19 protein-coding genes are annotated in these 20428 nt (G+C 67.7%); 7 read left to right on the top strand and 12 right to left on the bottom strand.

The window, feature by feature from the left end; all coding sequences use genetic code 11:
* Window positions 1–16 precede the first annotated feature (16 nt).
* Both I6J77_RS06625 and I6J77_RS06620 read left to right on the top strand, forming a co-directional pair.
* Window positions 17–952 (top strand): peptidylprolyl isomerase, encoded by a 936-nt coding sequence (locus I6J77_RS06625; protein ID WP_204111017.1) that lies wholly within the window; start codon window positions 17–19, stop codon window positions 950–952.
* Window positions 953–1081: 129 nt separating this feature from the next.
* Complete coding sequence (locus I6J77_RS06620; RefSeq protein WP_204111016.1) at window positions 1082–3244, top strand: AsmA family protein; 2163 nt, start codon at window positions 1082–1084, stop codon at window positions 3242–3244.
* Window positions 3245–3285: 41 nt separating this feature from the next.
* On the opposite strand, the gene I6J77_RS06615 is transcribed toward I6J77_RS06620, so the two are convergent.
* Complete coding sequence (locus tag I6J77_RS06615; protein ID WP_239309209.1) at window positions 3286–4080, bottom strand: DUF4349 domain-containing protein; 795 nt, start codon at window positions 4078–4080, stop codon at window positions 3286–3288.
* Window positions 4081–4250: 170 nt separating this feature from the next.
* On the opposite strand from I6J77_RS06615, the gene I6J77_RS06610 reads away from it, so the two are divergent.
* Window positions 4251–5180 carry a DMT family transporter gene (locus tag I6J77_RS06610; RefSeq protein ID WP_204111015.1) on the top strand — a complete coding sequence of 310 codons (930 nt, stop codon included), beginning with the start codon at window positions 4251–4253 and terminating at the stop codon, window positions 5178–5180.
* Between the two features lie 3 nt (window positions 5181–5183).
* Here I6J77_RS06610 and I6J77_RS06605 read toward each other — a convergent pair whose 3' ends face one another.
* From I6J77_RS06605 to I6J77_RS06590, 4 genes are all read right to left on the bottom strand, one after another.
* The gene (locus tag I6J77_RS06605; protein ID WP_239309208.1) at window positions 5184–8075 is read right to left on the bottom strand and encodes a diguanylate cyclase; all 2892 of its coding nucleotides are present in this window, start codon (window positions 8073–8075) and stop codon (window positions 5184–5186) included.
* 151 nt (window positions 8076–8226) lie between these two features.
* Window positions 8227–9216 (bottom strand): copper resistance protein B, encoded by a 990-nt coding sequence (locus tag I6J77_RS06600; RefSeq protein WP_204111014.1) that lies wholly within the window; start codon window positions 9214–9216, stop codon window positions 8227–8229.
* Entirely contained in the window at window positions 9213–10958 is a 1746-nt protein-coding gene (locus tag I6J77_RS06595; RefSeq protein ID WP_204111013.1) for a copper resistance system multicopper oxidase, read from the bottom strand. Before I6J77_RS06595 ends, I6J77_RS06600 begins: the two co-directional genes overlap by 4 nt.
* A gap of 104 nt (window positions 10959–11062) precedes the next feature.
* Window positions 11063–11455, bottom strand: coding sequence for a hypothetical protein (locus I6J77_RS06590; RefSeq protein ID WP_204111012.1), 393 nt, complete (start codon window positions 11453–11455; stop codon window positions 11063–11065).
* A 128-nt stretch (window positions 11456–11583) separates the two neighbouring features.
* Here I6J77_RS06590 and I6J77_RS06585 point away from each other — a divergent pair, with 128 nt between their 5' ends.
* The 3 genes from I6J77_RS06585 to I6J77_RS06575 all read left to right on the top strand — a co-directional run bounded on the left by I6J77_RS06585 (window position 11584) and on the right by I6J77_RS06575 (window position 14034).
* On the top strand, window positions 11584–12498 hold the full coding sequence (locus tag I6J77_RS06585) for a 23S rRNA (adenine(2030)-N(6))-methyltransferase RlmJ (RefSeq protein WP_056766045.1): 915 nt from the start codon (window positions 11584–11586) through the stop codon (window positions 12496–12498).
* A gap of 43 nt (window positions 12499–12541) precedes the next feature.
* Window positions 12542–13057: a Slp family lipoprotein gene (locus I6J77_RS06580; RefSeq protein ID WP_204111011.1), complete on the top strand. Its 516-nt coding sequence runs from the start codon at window positions 12542–12544 to the stop codon at window positions 13055–13057.
* A gap of 65 nt (window positions 13058–13122) precedes the next feature.
* Window positions 13123–14034: a cation diffusion facilitator family transporter gene (locus I6J77_RS06575; RefSeq protein WP_204111010.1), complete on the top strand. Its 912-nt coding sequence runs from the start codon at window positions 13123–13125 to the stop codon at window positions 14032–14034.
* 30 nt (window positions 14035–14064) lie between these two features.
* Here I6J77_RS06575 and I6J77_RS06570 read toward each other — a convergent pair whose 3' ends face one another.
* From I6J77_RS06570 to I6J77_RS06555, 4 genes are all read right to left on the bottom strand, one after another.
* The gene (locus tag I6J77_RS06570; protein WP_204111009.1) at window positions 14065–15216 is read right to left on the bottom strand and encodes an acyltransferase family protein; all 1152 of its coding nucleotides are present in this window, start codon (window positions 15214–15216) and stop codon (window positions 14065–14067) included.
* Window positions 15217–15371: 155 nt separating this feature from the next.
* Window positions 15372–16058, bottom strand: coding sequence for an ABC-2 transporter permease (locus tag I6J77_RS06565; RefSeq protein ID WP_056718686.1), 687 nt, complete (start codon window positions 16056–16058; stop codon window positions 15372–15374).
* Entirely contained in the window at window positions 16055–16939 is an 885-nt protein-coding gene (locus I6J77_RS06560) for an ABC transporter ATP-binding protein (RefSeq protein WP_204111008.1), read from the bottom strand. Before I6J77_RS06560 ends, I6J77_RS06565 begins: the two co-directional genes overlap by 4 nt.
* A complete protein-coding gene (locus I6J77_RS06555) occupies window positions 16936–17358 on the bottom strand; it encodes a GntR family transcriptional regulator (protein ID WP_204111007.1) in 423 nt (140 codons plus the stop codon). Before I6J77_RS06555 ends, I6J77_RS06560 begins: the two co-directional genes overlap by 4 nt.
* A 223-nt stretch (window positions 17359–17581) precedes the next feature.
* Between I6J77_RS06555 and I6J77_RS06550 the strand changes: the two genes are divergently transcribed.
* On the top strand, window positions 17582–18121 hold the full coding sequence (locus tag I6J77_RS06550) for a DUF2058 domain-containing protein (protein ID WP_056765695.1): 540 nt from the start codon (window positions 17582–17584) through the stop codon (window positions 18119–18121).
* A 31-nt stretch (window positions 18122–18152) separates the two neighbouring features.
* Here I6J77_RS06550 and I6J77_RS06545 read toward each other — a convergent pair whose 3' ends face one another.
* The 3 genes from I6J77_RS06545 to I6J77_RS06535 form a co-directional block, all read right to left on the bottom strand.
* Window positions 18153–19514, bottom strand: a complete 1362-nt coding sequence (locus I6J77_RS06545; RefSeq protein ID WP_204111006.1) for a hypothetical protein — start codon at window positions 19512–19514, stop codon at window positions 18153–18155.
* A 67-nt stretch (window positions 19515–19581) separates the two neighbouring features.
* Entirely contained in the window at window positions 19582–19971 is a 390-nt protein-coding gene (locus tag I6J77_RS06540; protein ID WP_204111005.1) for a VOC family protein, read from the bottom strand.
* Window positions 19968–20369: an MmcQ/YjbR family DNA-binding protein gene (locus I6J77_RS06535; protein ID WP_204111004.1), complete on the bottom strand. Its 402-nt coding sequence runs from the start codon at window positions 20367–20369 to the stop codon at window positions 19968–19970. The genes I6J77_RS06540 and I6J77_RS06535 overlap by 4 nt, the downstream gene beginning before the upstream one ends.
* Window positions 20370–20428 lie beyond the last annotated feature (59 nt).

The raw sequence follows: 20428 nt of genomic DNA, 5'->3' as shown, positions 1-20428 counted from the left end.
ACCCAAGGGGAATGCCATGCGTCGTCGCCATCTCATCGCCGGTCTCGCGCTGGCCAGCAGTCTGACCGCGTTGCCGGCCCTCGCTGCCGAGCAGGGCAAGCCCACGCCGACGACGAAGGAAATCCTGGCGAAATCCGCGCCCGCCGAATGGCGCAGGCCCGATCCGCAGAACCTGCTGGTGATGCAGCTGCCGACGGGGCGCGTGGTGATCGAGCTGGCCCAGGATTTCACCCCGCTGCATGCGGCGAACATTCGCACCCTGGTGCGCCAGCACTACTTCGACGGGCTGGCGATCATCCGCGTGCAGGACAACTTCGTCACCCAGTGGGGCGATCCGAACGACGACGAGAACGGCGACAAGGACAAGATCCGTTCGCTGGGCAAGGCCAGCAAGACCCTGCCGCCGGAGTTCAGCCGCGCGATCGCTGCGAAGCAGCCGTGGACGCCACTGCCGGATGGCGACGTCTACGCACCCGAAGTCGGTTTCAGCGGGGGCTTCCCGGTGGGCCGCGATCCGGCCAGCGGCCAGGAGTGGGTGGCGCACTGCTATGGCACGGTCGGCGTGGCGCGCGACGTGGCGCCGGACAGCGGCAGCGGCAGCTCGCTGTACGCGGTGATCGGCCAGGCGCGGAAACTGGATCACAACCTCGCCGTCGCCGGCCGCGTGCTGGAAGGCATGCCCCTGCTGTCCGGCCTGCCGCGCGGACCCGAGCCGATGGGCTTCTATGCCGATCCCGCCCGCCGCACCCGCATCGAGTCGGTGCGCCTGGCCGCCGACATGCCGGCGCAGGAGCGTCCGGCGATCGAGGTGCTGCGCACCGACAGCGCCAGCTTCGCCGCCCTGATCGACGCCAGCCGCCACGGCCACAACGCGTTCTATCCCGAGCCGGTCGGCAAGGTCGGCCTGTGCAGCCTCAGCGCGCCGGTGCGCGACGCCAAACCGGTGCACTGAAGCCGGGCGGGCGCACCCGCGGCCGCTGCGGGGATGAATCCCCGCTGACGCCAGCAGGGACTTCACCACGAAATCTTGTCACGCGGGGGGCTATGCATGGACTTCGCGACCCCGTGACAGGAGACCAGCATGAAGCGCAGCCGCAAAGTCCTCGCATGGATCGTGGGAGTCATGCTGGCGGTGCTGCTGATCCTGGTCGTGGTGATCGCCACCTTCGACTGGAACCGGATGCGCCCGTTCATCAGCGACAAGGTGAGCAAGGCGATCGGACGGCCATTCGCGATCAACGGCGACCTTACCGTCGACTGGCGGCGCGACCGCAATGGCAGCTGGCTGGCCTCGCTGCTGCCGTGGCCCGAGTTCACCGCACGCGACATCAGCATCGCCAATCCCCCGTGGGCGCAGCAACCGCAGTTCGCCCGACTGCAGGCGCTGCGCTTCCGGCTTTCGCCGCTGCCGCTGATCGCCCATCGCATCGAGGTGCCGTCGCTGCAACTGGTGCAGCCCAGCGTGGACCTGGAGCGCGACAAGCAGGGCCGCGCCAGCTGGGATTTCAGTTTCCCCCGGAACGAGCCACCGTCGAGCTGGACGCTGGACGTGGGCATGGTCGGCTTCGACCGGGGCCAGCTGAGCCTTGACGACGCGCCGAGCCGCACCCGGCTCAAGGCCACCATCGAACCGCTGCAGGGAGCGATTCCCTACGACCAGATCGTGGCGCAGCAGACCGCCGACGCCCGCGAGCAGGCCAGCAAGGCCGTGGGCAAGGCTTTGCCCGAGAGCACGAACAAGGCTTTGCCGGACAGCGCAAACAACGCAGCCGCCGACAGGCAGCATCGGCCGGACAATGCGATCACCTACCAGTTCGGCTGGACCGCCGAGGGCAGCTACCAGGGCAATCCGCTGAAGGGCCACGGCAAGACCGGCGCCATGCTCGCCCTGCAGGACGCCCGTCGGCCGTTCCCCCTGCAGGCCGACGTGAACCTGGGCGACACGCACATCGCGCTGGTCGGCACCCTGACCGATCCGCTGCACCTGGGCGCGCTGGACGTGCAGCTGTGGTTCTCCGGCTCCAGCATGGCCAAGCTGTATCCGCTCACCGGCGTCACCCTGCCGGACACCCCGCCGTACGCGACCGAAGGCCATCTCAGCGCCGAGCTGCGCCGCAACGGCAGCCGCTATCACTACCAGGATTTCCGCGGCCGGGTCGGCGGCAGCGACCTGTCCGGCGACCTGTTGTTCGTCACCGGCGGCAAGCGCCCCAAACTCACCGGCAAGCTGCATTCGAAGCTGCTGCAGTTCGCCGACCTCGCGCCGCTGATCGGCGGCAGCTCGAAGGCCGCGCCCGCCGATGATCGCCCCGCCCAGCCGGCCGACAAACTGCTGCCGGTCGCACCGTTCCGCACCGAACGCTGGCAGGCGATGGACGCCGACGTGAGCTTCAGCAGCGAGCGCATCGTGCATGGCGAGGCGCTGCCGATCGACTCGCTGGCCACCCACCTGGTGATGAACAACGGCGCGCTCTACCTGGACCCGCTCAGCTTCGGCGTGGCCGGCGGCAAGGTGCGCAGCAACATCACGCTGGACGGCAGCCGCACGCCGATGCGCGGCCTGCTGAAACTCAACGCGCGCCACCTCAAGCTCAAGCAGTTGTTCCCCACCTTCGAGCCGATGCACACCAGCTTCGGCGAGATCAACGGCGACGCCGACCTCAGCGCCCAGGGCAATTCCATCGCCGCCCTGCTCGGCAGCGCGGACGGCGAACTGAAGCTGCTGATGAACGACGGCGCGATCAGCAAGACCCTGCTGGAAACCGCCGGCCTCAACGTGGGCAACATAGTCATCGGCAAGCTGTTCGGCGACAAGACCGTGGAGATCAACTGCGCCGCCACCGACATGGCTGCCAGCGACGGACTGTTCGACATGCGCCTGTTCGTGTTCGACACCGACGACGCGGTGATCAACGTGACCGGCACGGTGAACCTGGCCAGCGAGAAACTCGACCTGGACCTGACGCCCCACACCAAGGGCTTCCGCGTGTTCTCGCTGCGCTCGCCGCTGTACGTCAACGGCACGCTGAAGAACCCCAACGTCGGCGTGCATCCCGGCCCGCTGATCGCCCGCGGCGCCGGCGCGGTGGCGTTGAGCGTGGTCGCGGCGCCGGCCGCCGCCCTGCTCGCCCTGGTCGCGCCCAGCCATGACGACGACGGCGAGAACACCTGCCGCACCGTGCTGCAGCAGTTGCGCAGCTCGGGCAAGATGATGCCGGCGGGCAAGTCGGCGGCCAAGAAGTAAGCGCTGCGTCGGCCCGGCGCCAATGGTCAGGCGACGCCTCGTCAACGCTCCTGCGTTGATCCGCGGCGGGTAAACCGTCGCCACAACCGACGCCACAGCAGCGCCAGCGGGAAGGCCAGCAGCAGGAATGGCAGGCCATAGCCCAGCAAGCCCAGGGCATCGGTCACGCCCTCGGTGGCTTCGTCGAGCAGGCTGGAAAAACCATCGCCCATACGACCGCTGCGCGAGTAGGTGCCGGCATCGCGGAAATGCAGTTCGAGCCGATTGGTATCCAGCCGGCGTTGCTGGTTGGCGGCCACCGCCTGCAGCGATTGCAGCTGGCTCTCCACCGAAGCCTGCTCGTGGCTGAGCGCAATCAGATCGGCAACGGCGATGTCCTTGCGTGCCGCCAGTTCCGCCAGGTGCTGTCCATGCTTCTCGAGCAGTTCGCGCTGACGCTGGTTGTCGTTGACGGCATCAGCGAGATCCTCCGCCGTGGTCTGCCGGAATCCGACCGCGCCGCCCTGTGCGGCCAGCTTCGCCATCGGCTCGACGCCGTCCGGAACGATCCGCACGACAAGTTCGGCATCGTGTTCGGCCTGCTCGATGCGCAACACATTGCAGGCGCCGAAGCGGGCCGTCTCACAGGCCTGCCGGGCCGCCGCCAGGCGACCGGCGATCTCGGCGCCGGGCAACCTGATCCGCAGCACATGTTCGTAGGCCAGCATCGCGCCGGCCTTCGACCTTTCCCCGCTGATCGGTGCCGGCGAGACTTCCTGCTTCTTCGAGCATCCGGCGAGAAGCTGCAGCACTCCCAGCAGCAACAGCGCCATCCAGGCACAACGGTTACGTGACATGCGATTCCCCGGCGCAGGACAGTCCGGGCAATCTGCCACAGCCGCAGGCAAACTCAAACCACGATGCAGCGACAGGCCCGGCCAAACCGGCCATTGCACACGCCTTGTAAGAATCCGCCTGCCCCGATGCGGACGCTAGAATGTCGCACCGCCCTTCCCTGCGAATACCCATGCAAGCCGTCAACCAGGCCCGTCTGCAGATTCATTTCTGCGTGTTGCTGTGGGGCTTCACCGCGATCCTGGGCAAGCTGATCACCTTGCCGGCCCTGCCGCTGGTGTTGTGGCGGATGGCCCTGGTCACGCTGGCGCTGCTGCTGGTGCCGCGGGTCTGGCGCGGCTTGCGTGCGATGCCTGCGCGGCTGATCTGGGCGTATGCCGGCATCGGCGTGCTGGTGTCGCTGCACTGGCTCAGTTTCTACGCGGCGATCAAGCTGTCGAACGCCTCGGTCGGCGCCACCTGCATCGCGCTGGGTCCGGTGTTCCTGGCCTTCATCGAGCCATGGGTCGCCCGGCGCAGGTTCGACGCCCGCGAACTGCTGATCGGCGTGGCGGTGGTGCCGGGCGTGGTGATGGTGGTGGGCGGCGTGCCCCACGACATGCGTCTGGGCATCGCGGTGGGCGTGCTGTCGGCGCTGTTCGTGGCGTTCTTCGGTTCGCTCAACAAGCGCCTGGTCGAACACGGCGATCCGCTCACGGTGACCTTCATCGAGCTGGGCACCGGCACCGTGTTCCTCGCCCTGCTGGCGCCCCTGCTGCCGCACGTCGGGGCCGCCTTCGTGCTGCCGGGCCCGCACGACGCGCTGCTGTTGCTGGCGCTGTCGTTCGGCTGCACCCTGCTGCCGTTCGCGCTGGCGCTGGTGGCGCTGCGCCACATGAGCGCGTTCGGCACGCAGATGGTGACCAACCTGGAACCGGTCTACGCGATCGTGCTGGCGATCGTGCTGCTGGGCGAGCAGCACGAGCTGGATCAGTGGTTTTACGCGGGCGTGGCGGTGATCCTGGCTGCGGTGTTCATGCACCCGCTGCTGCATCGGCGCCGGCGCATGCCGGAACAGGCCGAGCTGTTGGGCACCACCGAAAGCCACAACATCATCGACTGACCGTCAGTCGGCGCCCGCTGCCTCGACCACGACGCGATCGCGACCGCCGCTCTTGGCCTGGTACAGCGCCGCATCGGCGCGCCGGATCAGGTCCTCGACCGAAGTCGCCTCGGCACCGATCCAGACCATGCCGATGCTGAGCGTCACCGCAAACGCATGCCCGTTCCAGTGGTGCGGCACCGCGCTCACCGCCGTCTGGATGTCGCGCATGCGCTGCTCGGCATGCGGGCGATCGATGCCGGGCAACAGCAGCAGGATCTCCTCGCCACCGTAGCGTCCCAACCGGTCGCCGTCGCGCACGTGCAGCTGCAGGTGACGGGCGATCGCCAGCAACGCGGCGTCGCCGGCCTGGTGGCCCAGGGTATCGTTGATGCGCTTGAAGTGATCCGCATCGATCAGCCCCACGGCGAGCCCGGGCAGCGGACGCTGGCCCGGTTCCAGCAGCGCCGCCAGCTGGTCGAGAATCGCCCGCCGGTTGTGCATGCCGGTGAGGCTGTCATGGGTGGCCTGGTGGTACAGCTCGGCCCGGGCCCGTTCCAGCTCACGCTTCTCCTCGGTGAGCTCGACGGTGCGATCGGCGACCATCGCTTCCAGTCGGCGGTTGTGCCGACGCAGGCGGCGCGAACGCCAGCGCCAGCTGAGCGCCATCAGCAAGGCCAGCAGCGAGACCGCCAGCAGGCCGACCCACCAGCTCAGCCACCACGGCGGCGGCACGCCGAAATCGAATTGGGCCGGCGGCGAGACGGTCCGGTGGTCGTCGTCGATCGCCTCGATCTCGAGGCGGTAGTCGCCGGACGGCAGGCCGGCGAGATTGATCACGTTCGCGCCGGTTTCGATCCACTCCGAATCCTGCAGTCGATACCGGTAGCGCGGCTGTCCGCCCGAGGATTTCCCCAGCAGCGCGTAATGCACGGTCAACGCGGCGTGCCGGCCGCCGAGACGGATGCTGTCACCGGACTTCACCGGCGCCGATCCCTGCATCACCGAGGTGATCAGGACCTTGCCGGGCTGATAGGCCAGCATGGCCTGCGGCTGCAGGATGTGGCTGGCGCCGATCGCCGTGGCGATCCAGATCGAGCCATCGCGATCCTCGAAGAATCCGTTCTGGCTGGTCTCGTCCCACAGCAGGCCATCGGCTTGCGACAAGTGGGTCCAGCGTGCGCCGTCGTACACATCCACGCCGCCGCTGCCGCCCACCCAGATCCAGCCCCGATGGTCGCGGCGCACGAAGTACACCAGCGTGTTGTCCAGCCAGGTGTCGACGATGCGCGTGAGCGACAGCCGGTTGCCGCTCACCGCGGCGTGGAACAACCCGGGCTCGTTCGCGCCCAGCCACAGGCTGCCATCGGTGCCCACCGCCACCGCGCTGAAGCCCGAGGCGATGCTCGTGCTGCCGGTGTCCATGCGCGTCCACTGCCCGCCGGCAAAGCGTAGCAGTCCGGCGTTGCAGGCAAACCACAAGGTTCCGTCAGCGGTCTCGGCGATGTCCGAGCACTGCTGGTCGGTGGTCTGCGTCGCCGGAATGCGCACGGCAGGCGCGTCGACGTGATCGATGCGGTAGATGCCGTTGACGGTGGCTATCCACAGCCGACCCTGCCGATCGAAATGCAGGAACTTCACGAACGCGGGCAGTTCGGCCGCCAGCGTGGTGCGCTGGCTGGCCGGGTCGTAGCGCAGCACGCGGCGGTCGTACAGGCCGGCCCAGATCGCGCCGTCGTTGGCGCGGGCAAGGCTGAGGATCTGTCGCGGCGCCGGATCGAAGCGGATCGGCCACGGCTGCAGGCGAGTCTGGCCGTCGGCCAGCACGCTGCCGCCGAGCTCATTGGCGAACCAGATGTGCTGCGCATCGAAGCGCAGGATCGACCAGTTCGGCACGCTCTCGAAACCCTGCCCGCGGCCCCAGCCCTGGACCAGTCCGTAACCGTTCCAGCGCGAGATGCCGCGACCGTAGGTTCCCAGCCACAGCGTGCCATGGCTGTCGAACAGCAAGGCGGTGATCTCGATGTCGGGCAGGCCGTTGGTACTGTCCATCAAGGTCCAGCCCGCGCCCTCCCAGCGCGCCAGGCCGCGATTGGTCGGCGTCAGCACGCGGCCTTGCGCATCCTCCACCAGGATTTCGTTGTCGCTCACCACGCCCATGTCGCCTGCCGGCAGGTCGCGCGGAACGAAGCGGGTGGCGCCGGCCGGCAGCTCGCGCAGGTGATGCACCCCGCGCAGCCACAGGCTGCCGTGGCTGTCCAGCAGCAGGCCGGTCCAGCTGTCGCGAGGCACGCCCTCGGCCTCTCCGTGCACCGTCACCTTGCCCGCGTCATCGACGCTGCACAGCGAGCCATCGCAGCCGATCCACAGGCGACCGGGCGTGGCGTGGATCACGGTGATCCGGCGCAGCTGCGGCACGGCGGCGAGTTGCGCCTCGTCGAACATCGGCCGCAGCTGCCAGCCCTGCCCGCCATGTCCGCCGGAAAGCACCATCAGCCGGTCGTTCTTCACCAGCAGCAGCCGTCCGTCATCCAGCGCGACCATCTGCCGGCCCACGTCGACCACCAGCGGTTGTCCCGCCGGCTCCACCTTGCTGAAGTGCAGGCCGTCGCCGACGCGCAGGCCGGACTGGGTGGCCACCCACAGCTGGCCGATGCGCGGGTTCTGCACCATCGCGGTGACGTACTCGCCCCGGGCAAAGCCCTGCGCCGCACCCATGCGCTCGAAGCTGCCGCCGTCGAAGCGGTACAGGCCCATCTCGGTGCCGGCCCAGACGAAGCCGCGCTGGTCCTGCAGCAACACGTTGATCGCCTGGCTTTCCAGGCCCGACTTGCGGTCGTAGGTGGTCAGCGAATACTGCTGGGCCGACGCGGACAGGCCGAACAGCGACAGCAGCGCGGCCACCAGCAGCAGCACGCAGCGTTGGCTCCACCCCGGTGAGGTCCGTCTCCGTCGCATCAGTTGCAAGCTCGCCTGCCGTTGGGTTCGTCGAGGGCACGCCACGCGTGCCATGCCGTTATACGTCAACCGGCCCACAAGGGTCGACTCACCCTGACGATACGCGATCTCAGAACCAGAACCGTACCCCGGCCAGCCATTGCCGCTCCCGCACCGCCCGCTGATCGTCCCGTGCATAATCGGCGGTCGCGCCGACCCGACGTGTCCAGTCCACTCCGACATAGGGCGCAAACTCCCGCCGGATCTCGTAGCGCAAACGCAGGCCGAACTGGATGTCGGATACGCCCTCACCCAAGCGGCGCTGCGGATCGCGCCGGCCGTACAGGTTCACCTCCAGCTCCGGCTGCAGCACCAGCCGCTGGGTCAACAGCAACTCGTAGTCCACGCGCAGGCGCGCGGCTGTCCGTCCGCCGGCCCCGGCGTAAGCGGTCGCCTCCAGCTCGAACCAGTACGGCGCGAGCCCCTGCACGCCAACGGCGATCCAACTGCGTGCCGGACCGTTGCCGATATCGTGGCGGACACCCAGCTGGCGGCTCCAGTAGCTGCTGGTGGCGTGGTTCCAGAGCAGCTCCAGTTCGCCGTCCTCGAGCTTGCCGCCGCTGCGTACGCCTTCGCTGCGCAGCCACAGCTTGTCGCTGTCGTTGCCGTACCAGCCCCGGATATCCCAGCGCTGGCCGTTGTCTTCGTCGCCATGGAAGGCCTCCAGCTGATCGATCCGCAGCAGGCCGGACGCTGCGCGTCCGTGCACGGGCATCGCGTGCATCGGGCTGGCGGCGATGCCGTCGGAGTAATCGCCGCTGCGTGCGTCCGCAGGCGGGCGGCCGCCCTGCATCGGCGCCATGGGCATGCCCGACGTCGGCGGCGGCTCCAGCGCCGGCATGTCGGGTGCCGTCGGAGCGATGGGCGCCGCAGGGTGATCCATCCCCGGCATCTCGCCGTGATCCATCCCGGGCATCGCCGGCATGGCCATGGGCGCCGTGCTGCTCGACGCAGCGGGTGCGCTCTGCGCCTCGACCGCCGGCGGCAGCGCCAGCAACAGCGCGATCAGCCATGCCGAGCGCGATGGAATGAGCCAGTGTTCGCGACGATGGATGGTCATGACACCACCACCTCGCGCATCATCCCCGCCTCCATGTGGTACAGCAGATGGCAGTGCCAGGCCCAGCGGCCCGGCGCGTCGGCGGTCACCGCGTAGCTGATCCGCTGCGCCGGCTGCACGTTGACCGTGTGCTTGCGCACCTGGAACCGGCCATCCGGATTTTCCAGCTCGCTCCACATGCCGTGCAGGTGGATCGGGTGGTTCATCATGGTGTCGTTGACCAGCACGATGCGCAGGCGCTCGCCGGTGTTGAAATGGATGGGCGTGGCGTCGGGGTACTGGATGCCGTCGAACGACCACATGAAGCGCTCCATGTTGCCGGTCAGGTGAAGCTCGATCTCGCGGCCTGGCTCGCGCGCGTCGAGCGGACCGCCGACCGTGTGCAGATACGCATAGGTCAACACGCGGCGACCGTTGTCGCGCAGGCCGACGCCCGGGTCGTCGAGGTTGCTGCGCGGCGTGTCGACGCGCATGTCCACGCCGGGACCGTATTCGCTGCGAGCGTGGTGCACGGCCGGTGCGGCGGCCATGCTGCCGTGATCCATGCGGCCATGATCCATGCCGGGCATCGCGGCATGGCCACCGTCGTGCCCGGCGTGCGGCATGGCGCCCATCATGTCGCGCATGTCCAGCCACACGCGCCGGTCCACCGGCGGCACCTCCGCCGTCATCCCTGCACGCGGCGCCAGCGTTCCGCGCGCGTAACCGCCGCGATCGATCGACTGGGCAAACACCGTGTATGCGCGCTCCTCCTGCGGCTCGACAATCACGTCATAGGTTTCGGCCACCGCGATGCGGAACTCGTCGACCGGCACCGGTTCGACGTCCTGCCCGTCGGCGGCGATCACGGTCATCTTCAGTCCGGGTATGCGCACGTCGAAGAACGTGGACGCCGAGCCGTTGATGAAGCGCAGGCGCAGCTTCTCGCCTGGCCGGAACAGGCCGGTCCAGTTCTGCGCGGGGGCCGCTCCGTTCATCAGGTAGGTGTAGGTGTGACCGGAGACGTCGCCGAGGTCGGTCGGGTTCATGCGCATCTCGTTCCACATCCGGCGCATCGACAGCGCGCGGGACAATCCCTTCTCGCGCATGTCGCGGAAAAAATCCGCCGCGGTCGGCTGGGCGAAGTTGTAGTAGTCGCTCTGCTTCTTGAGCCTGGCGTAGATGCGCTCGGGGTCCTCGTCGGTCCAGTCGTTGAGCATCACCACGTAGTCGCGGTCGATCGGATGGCGCTCGGGGCCGGCCGGCTCGATCACCAGCGGGCCGTACAGCGCGTTCTGTTCCTGGAAACCCGAGTGCGAGTGATACCAGTAGGTGCCGCTCTGACGGAGCTGGAAGCGGTAGAGGAAAGTTTCGCCCGGCGCGATGCCGTCGAAACTGAGGCCGGGCACGCCATCCATCCGGAACGGCAGCACGATGCCGTGCCAGTGGATCGAGGTGGGCACGCGCAGGCGGTTGCTCACGCGCAGGCTCACCGTGCTGCCTTCGCGCATGCGCAGCAGGGGACCGGGCACGCCGCCGTTGACGGTGATCGCCGGCCGCGCCGCGCCGGTGAAGTTGACGCTGCGCTCGACGATGTCCAGCGCGAAGTCGGTGCCGCTCAACACCACCGGTTGCCCGGGACTGTTCAGCGCCCAGGCGTCGGAAGGCCGCAGCAGTCCCGCGCCGGCAGCCACGCTGCCCAGCGCGACGCCCTGCACGAAACGCCGCCGCGACAGATCGGGGCGGGAAGAAAGAGGTTTCATGGAACTCTCCAGCACGACGTCGACGCGCGACGCCGGTCACGGTTGCCCGGCACGCTCGCCTCGACAGCTCGAGTCGTCACCGGGGTCGGGGACACGCAGGAAAGTCAGGCGGCGGGTGGCCGCAGCAATCGCATGTGCACGCCGTGTGGCATGAACGAGCTTCGCGGCGTCGCCCGCGGCGTCTGCATGGCGACGCGATCGGGCATCGGCAGCGCCCATGCCGGCAGGGCGCTGCCGCACCATGCGGCGCAGTGACAGGCGTGCTGCGCGACATCACCCGCCGGAAGCGGTTGCGCCGCACAGCAGTCGTCCGCCATCCCGGCATCGGCGGCAAGCTCGCCATGCTGCGCCATCGCCGCATGGCCACCATGCGCAACACCGGCAGCCATGGCCATCGGTGCAGCCTGCAGCGGGCTGGCCAGCAGGAGCAGCCAGGCCAGCCAGGCCAGTGCAAGGCAGGGCCGGGAATGCGACAGCTGGCGCCGGGGAAAACTCATCACGGCAGCTTACGGACTGCTGCGGACGAGCTCAACTCTGGAGCAGGCTCCGCCCGGGCTGCCCGTCGATCACGGGGAACATCGCGCCGGGCGCTCTATACTCGGCCACCCCGCCCGCCGTGACCGCCATGAATTACCGCCACGCCTATCACGCCGGCAATTTCGCCGATGTCCTGAAACACACCGTGCTGCTCGCCCTGATCGAGGCGATGCAGGCCAAGCCCGCGCCGTTCTGCTACATCGACACCCACGCCGGCAGCGGCAACTATCCGCTGGACGGTTTCGAGGCGAAGAAGACCGGCGAGCACAAGGACGGCATCTCCCGCCTGCATCCGGCCGAGAAGGTGCCGGCGCTGCTGCAGCGCTGGCGGGCCAGCATCCTGGGTGGCGAGGGCAACGAGCAGGGACTGAAGCAGTACCCCGGTTCGCCGCTGCAGGTCGCCCGCCTGCTGCGCCCGGACGACAGCGCCCAGTTGTGCGAACTGCACACCGAGGAAGCGTCCAAGCTGCGCGACCTGTTCCGCGGCAATCCCCAGGTGCACGTGCACCAGCGCGACGGCTACGAGGCGCTGAAGGCGCTGCTGCCGCCGAAGGAGAAGCGCGGCCTGGTGCTGATCGATCCGCCCTACGAGGCGCAGGAAGCCGAATACAAGCTGATCGAGCAGGCGTTGAAGACCGCCCTGCTGCGCTGGCCCACCGGCGTGTATGCGGTGTGGTATCCGATCAAGCTGCGCAGCCAGGTGCAGCCGTTCCTGCGCAAGCTGCAGCACAGCGGCGTCAAGCGCATCCTGCGCGCCGAATTGCTGGTGCACCCGGACGATTCGCCGCTGCGCCTCAACGGCTCGGGCATGGTCATCCTCAACGCGCCGTGGAACCTCGACGACAGCTTGCGCGAACCGCTGCGCGTGCTGGCCAGCCTGCTGTCGCAGGAGCGTCCGGCCGAAGTGAAACTCGACTGGCTGCTGGACGAAGCCGGCAGCCAGCTGAACGTCCCCAGCCCGCTGCCCGCCTCGCGACTACCGCGGCCGCCGGGCCGCCGCTAAGCTCGGTGCATCCACCCATCCGGCTTCCTCCAGGAGCACGTCCATGCGCATCCGTCCTGCTTCCCTGCTGACCCGCCTCGCCATGCCCGCCGCCCTGCTGATGCTGGCCGCCTGCGCGCCGGCACCGATCTACAAGACCAGCGCCGGCACCGTCACCGCCGCGCCGTTCGAAGTGGCCCAGACGCCCGAGAAGTTCAGCGGCAACGAGGTGGTCTGGGGGGGCCGCATCGTGCAGGTCAAGGTGTTCGCCGACCACAGCGAGATCGAGCTGCTGGCCTACCCGCTCGACTCCTCGCAGCGGCCGAAGGCGAACGACAGCGGCAGTGGCCGCTTCGTCGCGGTGATACCGGGCTACGTGGAGCCGCTGGACTATCCCGCCGGCGCGATGATGACGGTCGACGGCAAGCTCGACGGCAGTCGTGCCGGCAAGGTCGGCGAAGCGGATTACGTGTTCCCGCTGGTCAGCGTGATGCACTCGCACGTGTGGACCGCCGAGGAAATGAACAAGGGCCGCAACAACATCCGCTTCGGCCTGGGCGTGGGCGTGGGCATCCACTGATCTCCCTGCGCAAAATTCTGCGCCACCGGTAAACTGGGCAGCCTCATTCCATGGATTGAAGCTGCATGTCTTCCGGCCACGCCAACCCGATCAAGGCCATCCTGCTCGCACTGGGTGCCAACTTCGCCATCTTCGTGGCCAAGCTCGTCGCCGCCATCGTCACTGGTTCCGGCGCGATGATGGCCGAAGCCGTGCACTCGCTGGCCGACTGCGGCAACCAGGGCCTGCTGCTGCTCGGCATCCGCCAGACCAAACGACCGCCGTCGGACGAATTCCCGCTGGGCTGGGGCCGCGCCCTGTATTTCTGGTCGTTCCTGGTCGCGATCCTGCTGTTCAGCGTGGGCGGCATGTTCTCGATCTACGAGGGCGTGCACAAGCTCACCCATCCGGAACCGCTGAAGTGGCCGTGGCTGGCGCTGGGCGTGCTGGTGTTCGGCATCGTCGTCGAAGGCATCTCGATGCGCGGCTGCCTTGAGGAAGTGAACAAGGCCCGCGGCGGGCAGGACCTGTGGACATGGTTCCGCCAGACCCGTTCCAGCGAACTGCTGGTGATCTTCGGCGAGGACTTGGCCGCCTTGGTCGGCCTGTGCCTGGCCGCCGTCGCCGTCGGCGCCACCATGCTCACCGGCAACCTGATGTTCGACGCCGCCGGCACCATCGCGATCGGCCTGCTGCTGATCGTGGTGGCGGTGCTGGTGGCGATCGAGGTGAAGGCCCTGCTGATCGGCCAGGGCGTGGAACCCCGCCGTCGCGACGAGCTGATGGGCTTCCTGAAAAACCGCCCCGAAGTCGCCGACGTGCTGAACCTGATCACCCTGCAGATGGGCCCCGACGTGATGGTCGCGGTGAAGGCGCGGATGCAGCCCACCGCCGGCAACCCCGAACTGATCGCCGCGATCAACACCGTCGAGGCCGCGATGAAGGCGGAATTCACCGACATACGCTGGAGCTTCTTCGAGCCGGACAACGCGGATTGACCGGTTGCGCCCGAACGGCGTCGACGCCAATCACGCCCCCGCGGCCCTTCCCGCCACCGGCAGTCGGGCACCGAGCAGTCGGCCGACCACGGTCTTGCGCACCAGCAGGTGGTAGCTGAGCAGGCAGATCGCGAAGGTCGCAACGACGGAGATCGCGAACTTCGCACCCCACCCCCACGCCATGTCCATCAGCCGATACTGGATCACGAACAGGATCGGCAGATGGACGATGTAGACCCAGTACGATGCGTCGGACAGGTAGCGCAACAGGCGGTTGCTGCGGTTCAGCAGTGAGCGGCCGGCGACCAGGCACACGCAGGTCATCCAGACGCTGATGCACGCCTCGATCACCGCGATGGGCACGCTGGCGGACGGATCCGCGGCGGTGGGCACGTGGCGCTTGAGCAGATACAGGAACGCACCGTAAAGCGCGACGCTGGCCAGCAGCAGCCACGGCGCGAAACGACGGAACCGGTCGATCAAAGCTTCGTGGCCAGACAGCAGGTAGCCGAAAACGAAGAACGGCCCGTAGAAGCCGAATGCCCAGAACTGGGGAAACAGGCTTTCCGGTGCCGGATGCGGCGCGCTCACCGAAGCCAGCGCCGGCACCAGCAGCACCGGAAACAGCAGCAGTTGCCACGCGGGATTCAAGCCGCGCACGAAGTTGCCCGGCTTGCCCAGCTCCAGGCTTCGGGCCACCCAGGTCAGCACGTAGAAGAACAGCAGGTAGTAGAGGAACCACAGATGCCCGGTGCCCGGTGGCGGCGCTGGCGGGTTCGCCATCTGCGAGAACTGCCGGATCATCAGCAGGACCGGCGACGGGTTCTGCACGTACGCCGCGGCTTGCAGCGTGCTGTAGCTCATCGCGGCGATCACCAGCGGGCAGAAGATCACCAGCGGCAACCCGATGCGCCTGAGCCGATTGAGAATCAGGCCACCCATCCCGCGCTTGTTCAGCAGCATCGCGGCGAAGAAGCCGGCGACCACGAAGAACAGCGGCATGCGGAACAGGTGCAGCAACCAGATGACCAGGTCGACGGCCGGCGACTGCGCGCGATCGGCCGTGGGGAAATACGGGTGCAGCAGCGGGCTGTAGGCCAGCGCGGCGTGGAAGACCACCCCGGCCAGCATCGCCAGCGCGCGCAGGTTGTCCATGTAGTGAAAACGCACGGTGTCGTGCATGGCGAAACCCCCGAACGGATCTGTCGGACTGACGAGTGGGTTCTTGCCCTGCGCCCCGCCTTTTCCCTGGCCGGATTCCAGGAAGGCCAGGGACGCGAAGGCGCTTCGACTCCGCCCGCTGCGCGGGCTGCGCTCAGCGGGAACGGTGGATCAGCTCAGTAGAAGGATTTCTTCCGGCAGTGCACCCAGCCGGTTGCCGCCAGCACAACCACGCTCAGCGTCGCCTGGGCCAGCAGGATCGCCACCGCGACGGGAGCGAAATAAATCGTGTCGGCCTTGACGTGATCATTGATCGCCGGGATCTGCCCCAACAGCATGATCAGGGGATTGATCAGCAGCATGCTGCCGATCATCGCGAAGATGTTCCAGCCCTCGGACTCCACCGCCATGGCCACGCTCAGGGACACGGCATAAGCCAGCAACACGTGTCCGAAGATCAGCAAGGACAGCACGACCAACCCGTCCGGCAGCGGCGTGTACAGGATCACCAGCACGGTTCCGGCCAGCATCGCCAGGAACGGCACGAGGAAGGTGACCAGGTTGCCGACCAGCTTCGACAGGTAGTAATCCAGCGGCGTCACCGGCAGGCTCATCACGAAGGCCAGCGTGTGCTCCTTGCGCTCGACCAGCAACGAATTCGAAATCGAGAAGCACGAGGTGCACACCAGCATGATGATCAGCAGCAGCGAGCCCAGGTAGAAACTCCAGCCGGTGGCCATGCCGATCAGGCACAACGCCACGATGCCGCCGAGCACGCACGCAGCCAGCTGCTTCTGGAACAGTTGCCAGTCCTTCGCCACCAGCAGCCTGATCACCGGCCAGTTGAGTCGGGAACGATTCATGCCGCACCTCCAGCGCGTACGGTGGTAACGAAGATGTCTTCGAGATTCATCGGATCGGCGCTGCGGATGTCCGCGCCTTGCGTCTGCATGCGCTGCAGCAGGCCCTCGCTGAACTGGCGCACCTTCAGTTCCACGATCGATCCGTTCTGGCGCACCGCGGCGATCTCCGGCCACGCGGCCTTGTCCGGCACCCACGACCCGTGGCAGATGACACGGCGCCAGTCGTCGAGGAAGGATTCCTTGTCCCGCGAGGCGAGCAGCGTGCCGTTGTGAACGAAGGTGATGGTGTCGGCCATCTGCTCGATGTCCTTGGTGTTGTGCGAGGAGAACAGCACGCTGCGCGCCTCGTCGCGCAATACGTCGGCAAGCGCTTCCAGCACCTCGTCGCGGGCGACCGGGTCCAGGCCCGTGGTGGGCTCGTCGAGCAGCAGCAGTTTTGGTCGGCGGGCGAAATTGAGCATCAGCAGCGCCTTGACCCGCTGCCCGTGCGAGAAGCCGGCCAGCCTCTGCTCCGCGCGCAGGTCGAAACGGCGCAGCAACTCGGCCGCGTAGACCTCGTCCCAGCCCGGATAGATCGAACGCACGAAATCCATGTGCCAGCGCAGCGTGCGGGTCCTGAACAGGCGCATGTCTTCCGTGGCGAATCCCAGGTCCGCCTTCGCGGCCACCTGCTGCGTCGGCATGTCGTGGCCAAGCACTTCAACCGTGCCCGCGTCGGCCAGCGCAAGGCCGCCGAGGATGCGCAGCAAGGTGGTCTTGCCGGCGCCATTGACGCCCACCAGCCCCATCACCTGCCCCTCGGGCATGCTGAGGTCGATGTCCCGCAGCGCAAAGTTTTCGTAGCGTTTGGTCACCCCGGACAGGGCGAAGGCGGTGCTCATGGTGTTGATCCCCTGGTGGGTTCGGCAGGCCAGTCGGCCTGTTCGTCGTCAAGCAATTGGCGGATGTCTTCGGCCGACAGGCCCAGCCGTCGCGCGCAGGCCAGCATGGCCTCGAAGTGCTGGGTGAACTCGGCGTGCAACAGGCTGTTGGAAAGGTTCGGCGACTCGGCCACGAACGAACCCATGCCGTGCCGCGTCACGATCACCCCGGCCTGACCCAGTTCCGCGTAGGCGCGCTTGACCGTGATCACGCTGACCCGGCTGGCGCTGGCCAACTCGCGGATCGACGGCAACGGCTGGCCCGCCGGCCAGTCGCCGGCCATCACCTTGGTGGTGATCTGGTTGACGATCTGCTGGTACATCGGCGTGCTGTCGCTGGTCGACAGAAGCAGTTCGGGGTCGATCTGTGTATACTTCATATACACAGTATGCACACCGGATATCGCGCTGTAAAGCCTCCCTTCCGACCGTCGGCAACGGCCGTCCGCCAACGTGCATCCGGGACGCGCGGCGAGGCGCCGGATGGCGTGGCGACGAGCAGGCTCCGGCGCCGTCCGCGGCCAGCCGCCGAATCCGGCCAGGCCGCGCGGCAGTCCGCGCGGTCTACAATGGCCGGCCCAGCACAGCCGGGATCTCCCGAACATGCGCAATCCGCTGCAGGAACAACTGCTCAAGGCCGGCCTGGTCAACAAGGCCAAGGCCGCGCAGGTCGTGCGCGAACAGGCAAAGAAGCACAAGGGCAAGGCGCCCGCAGCCGCCAGCGCCGAACAGCTCGAGGCGCAGCGCCTGCAGGCGGAAAAGGCCGAGCGCGACCGGGCCATCGCCGCCGAGCGCAATGCGCAGCTGCGCCTCAACGAGGCACGCGCCCAGGTGCGCCAGATCGTCGAGGCGCACAAGGTGAAACGCGAAGGCGAGATCGCCTACCGCTTCACCGACGGCGACCGGATCAGGGACGTGCTGGTGAACGAACCGCTGCGCGCGCAGCTGGCCGCCGGCACGCTGGTGATCGTGCGCCACGGCGAGGGCTACGAATTGCTGCCCCGCGTGGCCGCCGACAAGGTCCGCGAACGCGACGCGGCGATGATCGTGCTCGACCACGGCCGCACGGAGACGACGGCCGGCAACGACACCGACGACGAGTATTACAAGCAGTTCGAAGTGCCGGACGACCTGATCTGGTAGCGCTGCTGTCGCCATCGGCACCGCGGCTTTCTCAGTAGCAATCCACGAACGCCCGGCAATGCTCCGGGTGGGCATCGCAGCCATAGACGTAGCCGACGCCGCAGTCACCGAGCTCGTCGTTGTCCGTGACGTCGCAGAACTGCAGAAGAAACCGCATCGGCGCCTGGCAAAGTTCGCAATGCGGTTCGTGTGGCCCCTGGATCAACTCGGGCTCGCCGCCCACTAGGATGGTGTTTTCCACCGCGAAGTCGGCTATGGCGTCGTCCCCGTCCAGCAGCATCGACAGCACGCGCAGCGGCTGTGCGGTCAGCGCGGACAGCCTTTTCCCGAGCCCCGGAACGGTCTCCAGCAACCATGCGCCATCCAGCGCGCCGTGCTCCCGCTCATCGTCGTCACCGAGGGATTCCATGATCGGCATGGCCAGCGGTTCCAGTGCCCGGGCGGCGAGTTTCGTCACGCCGTCGGGAGCAGCGGTGACAACCAGGTCCACCGCACCGGGGTAACTTCTGACGAGCAACTCGTGCTGCCCCAGATAAATCGTCAACCATCGGTCGTTCCAGGCCGGGTGCGCCACGCCCGCAAGCGGCAACTGGAGCAGGAATTTGCCGAGCTGTCCCTCGTCGTCGAGGGGCCACATCTCGTCTGGCCCCGCCAGGGGTTCGCCACCTACGCGGGCAAGCGAATGAGCATCGCCCTTTTCGCTGGCGATGCGATACAGCAGCCGGAACGTGCCCCGGCGGGCGTGGCTGTCGATCAAGGTCAGCAGTGCCGCTCGCGTCGCCGCGCCGATCGCTTGGTAGTCGGCCAGGGCTTTCCTTCGCGCCTTGCTTTCGGAGCGCGTCGAAAGCCACAGGAGGCCGGCAAGAATGCCGCCCGCGCCCAACAGTATTCCCAGCACCTCCGCAGCACCGCGCAATGACACGCCGAGCGCCACCGCATTGATGTTGCGTACAAACACCAGGGCACAGGCAAGCGTCCAGGCGATCATCAGCGACCACCACGCCACGGCGCGCAACCTCGGCGCGGTTCCCGTGCCCCTCAGGGGCAGCCGCCTGCCCCACAGGGCAAACGTCTTCAGTCCGGCCCCGCCGACCCAGGCGAAGCACAGTGGCCAGAACGAACCCATCCGGGGTGGGCAGTTCCTCCGGTAGATCACGAACACGTCGGTCCTGGGCAGCCAGTCATGGATGAGCGCGACCAGGATGATCGCCCCGGCCGCGGCAGCCAGTTGTCCAAGCCATGTCGCGGGCCTGCCGACCCAGCGTGTCCAGCCGAGGCTCACGGTAACGATCCAGGCCAGGGCTGCGCCCGCCACCTGGGCCACGTTGTGCGGCTCGGCCTGGCTCAGGCTGATCGACACGAAGCATGCGGCGATGATCGCCGGCCAGAACACCCAAGACCTCATCCCCTTCCCTCCGATGGAAACCCGCGCCGCCACTCCCTGCCTGCCGGCAGCATGATCATGCCAGCTGCAGCAGATCCCAGCCGTTGCCGTACAGATCCTCGAACACCGCCACCGTGCCGTAGCTCTCGTGCCGCGGCTCCTCGCGGAAGTGCACGCCTTGGGCGCGCATGCGCTGCCAGTCGCGCTGGAAGTCGTCGGTGTGCAGCAGCAGGAAGACGCGGCCACCGGTCTGGTTGCCGATGCGCGAGACCTGTTCGTCGCCGTTCGCTTTCGCCAGCAGCAGGCGCGTTTCGTGCGAGCCCGGCGGCGCCAGCAATACCCAGCGCTTGCCGCCGCCCATGTCGGTGTCCTCGATCAGCTCGAAGCCCAGCGCGCGGGTGTACCAGGCAATTGCTTCGTCGTAATCGGCGACCAGCAGCGCCAGGGCGCCCAGATGCTGTTTCATGCCTTTTCCGCCTTGAGTGTCGGCAGCGGCCCCAGCTCCGCCTGCAATTTTTTGGTGAGTTTCGCGCGGACCAGGGTGTACGCGTCGAGGATGTACGCCGCCAGCTCGGCGGTGGCGAAGCGCTGCGGTTCGGTGATCGATATCCAGTGCGCCCGCGCCAGGTACGGCGCCGGAATGATGCCGGGTTGATCGGTGAGCGCGAGGAAACGATCGTCGCCCACCTTGAACGACAGCCGCCCGCCCCCGCTGCCATCGGACGGCATCACCGCAAACATCTTGCCACCCACGCTGAACACCATGTCGACACCCCATTTGGTATCACGGGTGACCCCCGGCCACTGGCCGCAGAGCGCTTGCAGCTGGGCCGCCGTGAGGCCGCGGACGGGTTTGCGGGCCATGCCATCGCTCCGGGGAATTCCGACCCGCATTGTGCGGGGCCACGGCGTTTCTGTCTGTA

Source organism: Rhodanobacter sp. FDAARGOS 1247 (assembly GCF_016889805.1).
Classification (GTDB): domain Bacteria; phylum Pseudomonadota; class Gammaproteobacteria; order Xanthomonadales; family Rhodanobacteraceae; genus Rhodanobacter.
Note: the sequence above shows the minus strand (reverse complement) of the source record. Positions and strands in the feature narration are given on the sequence as shown.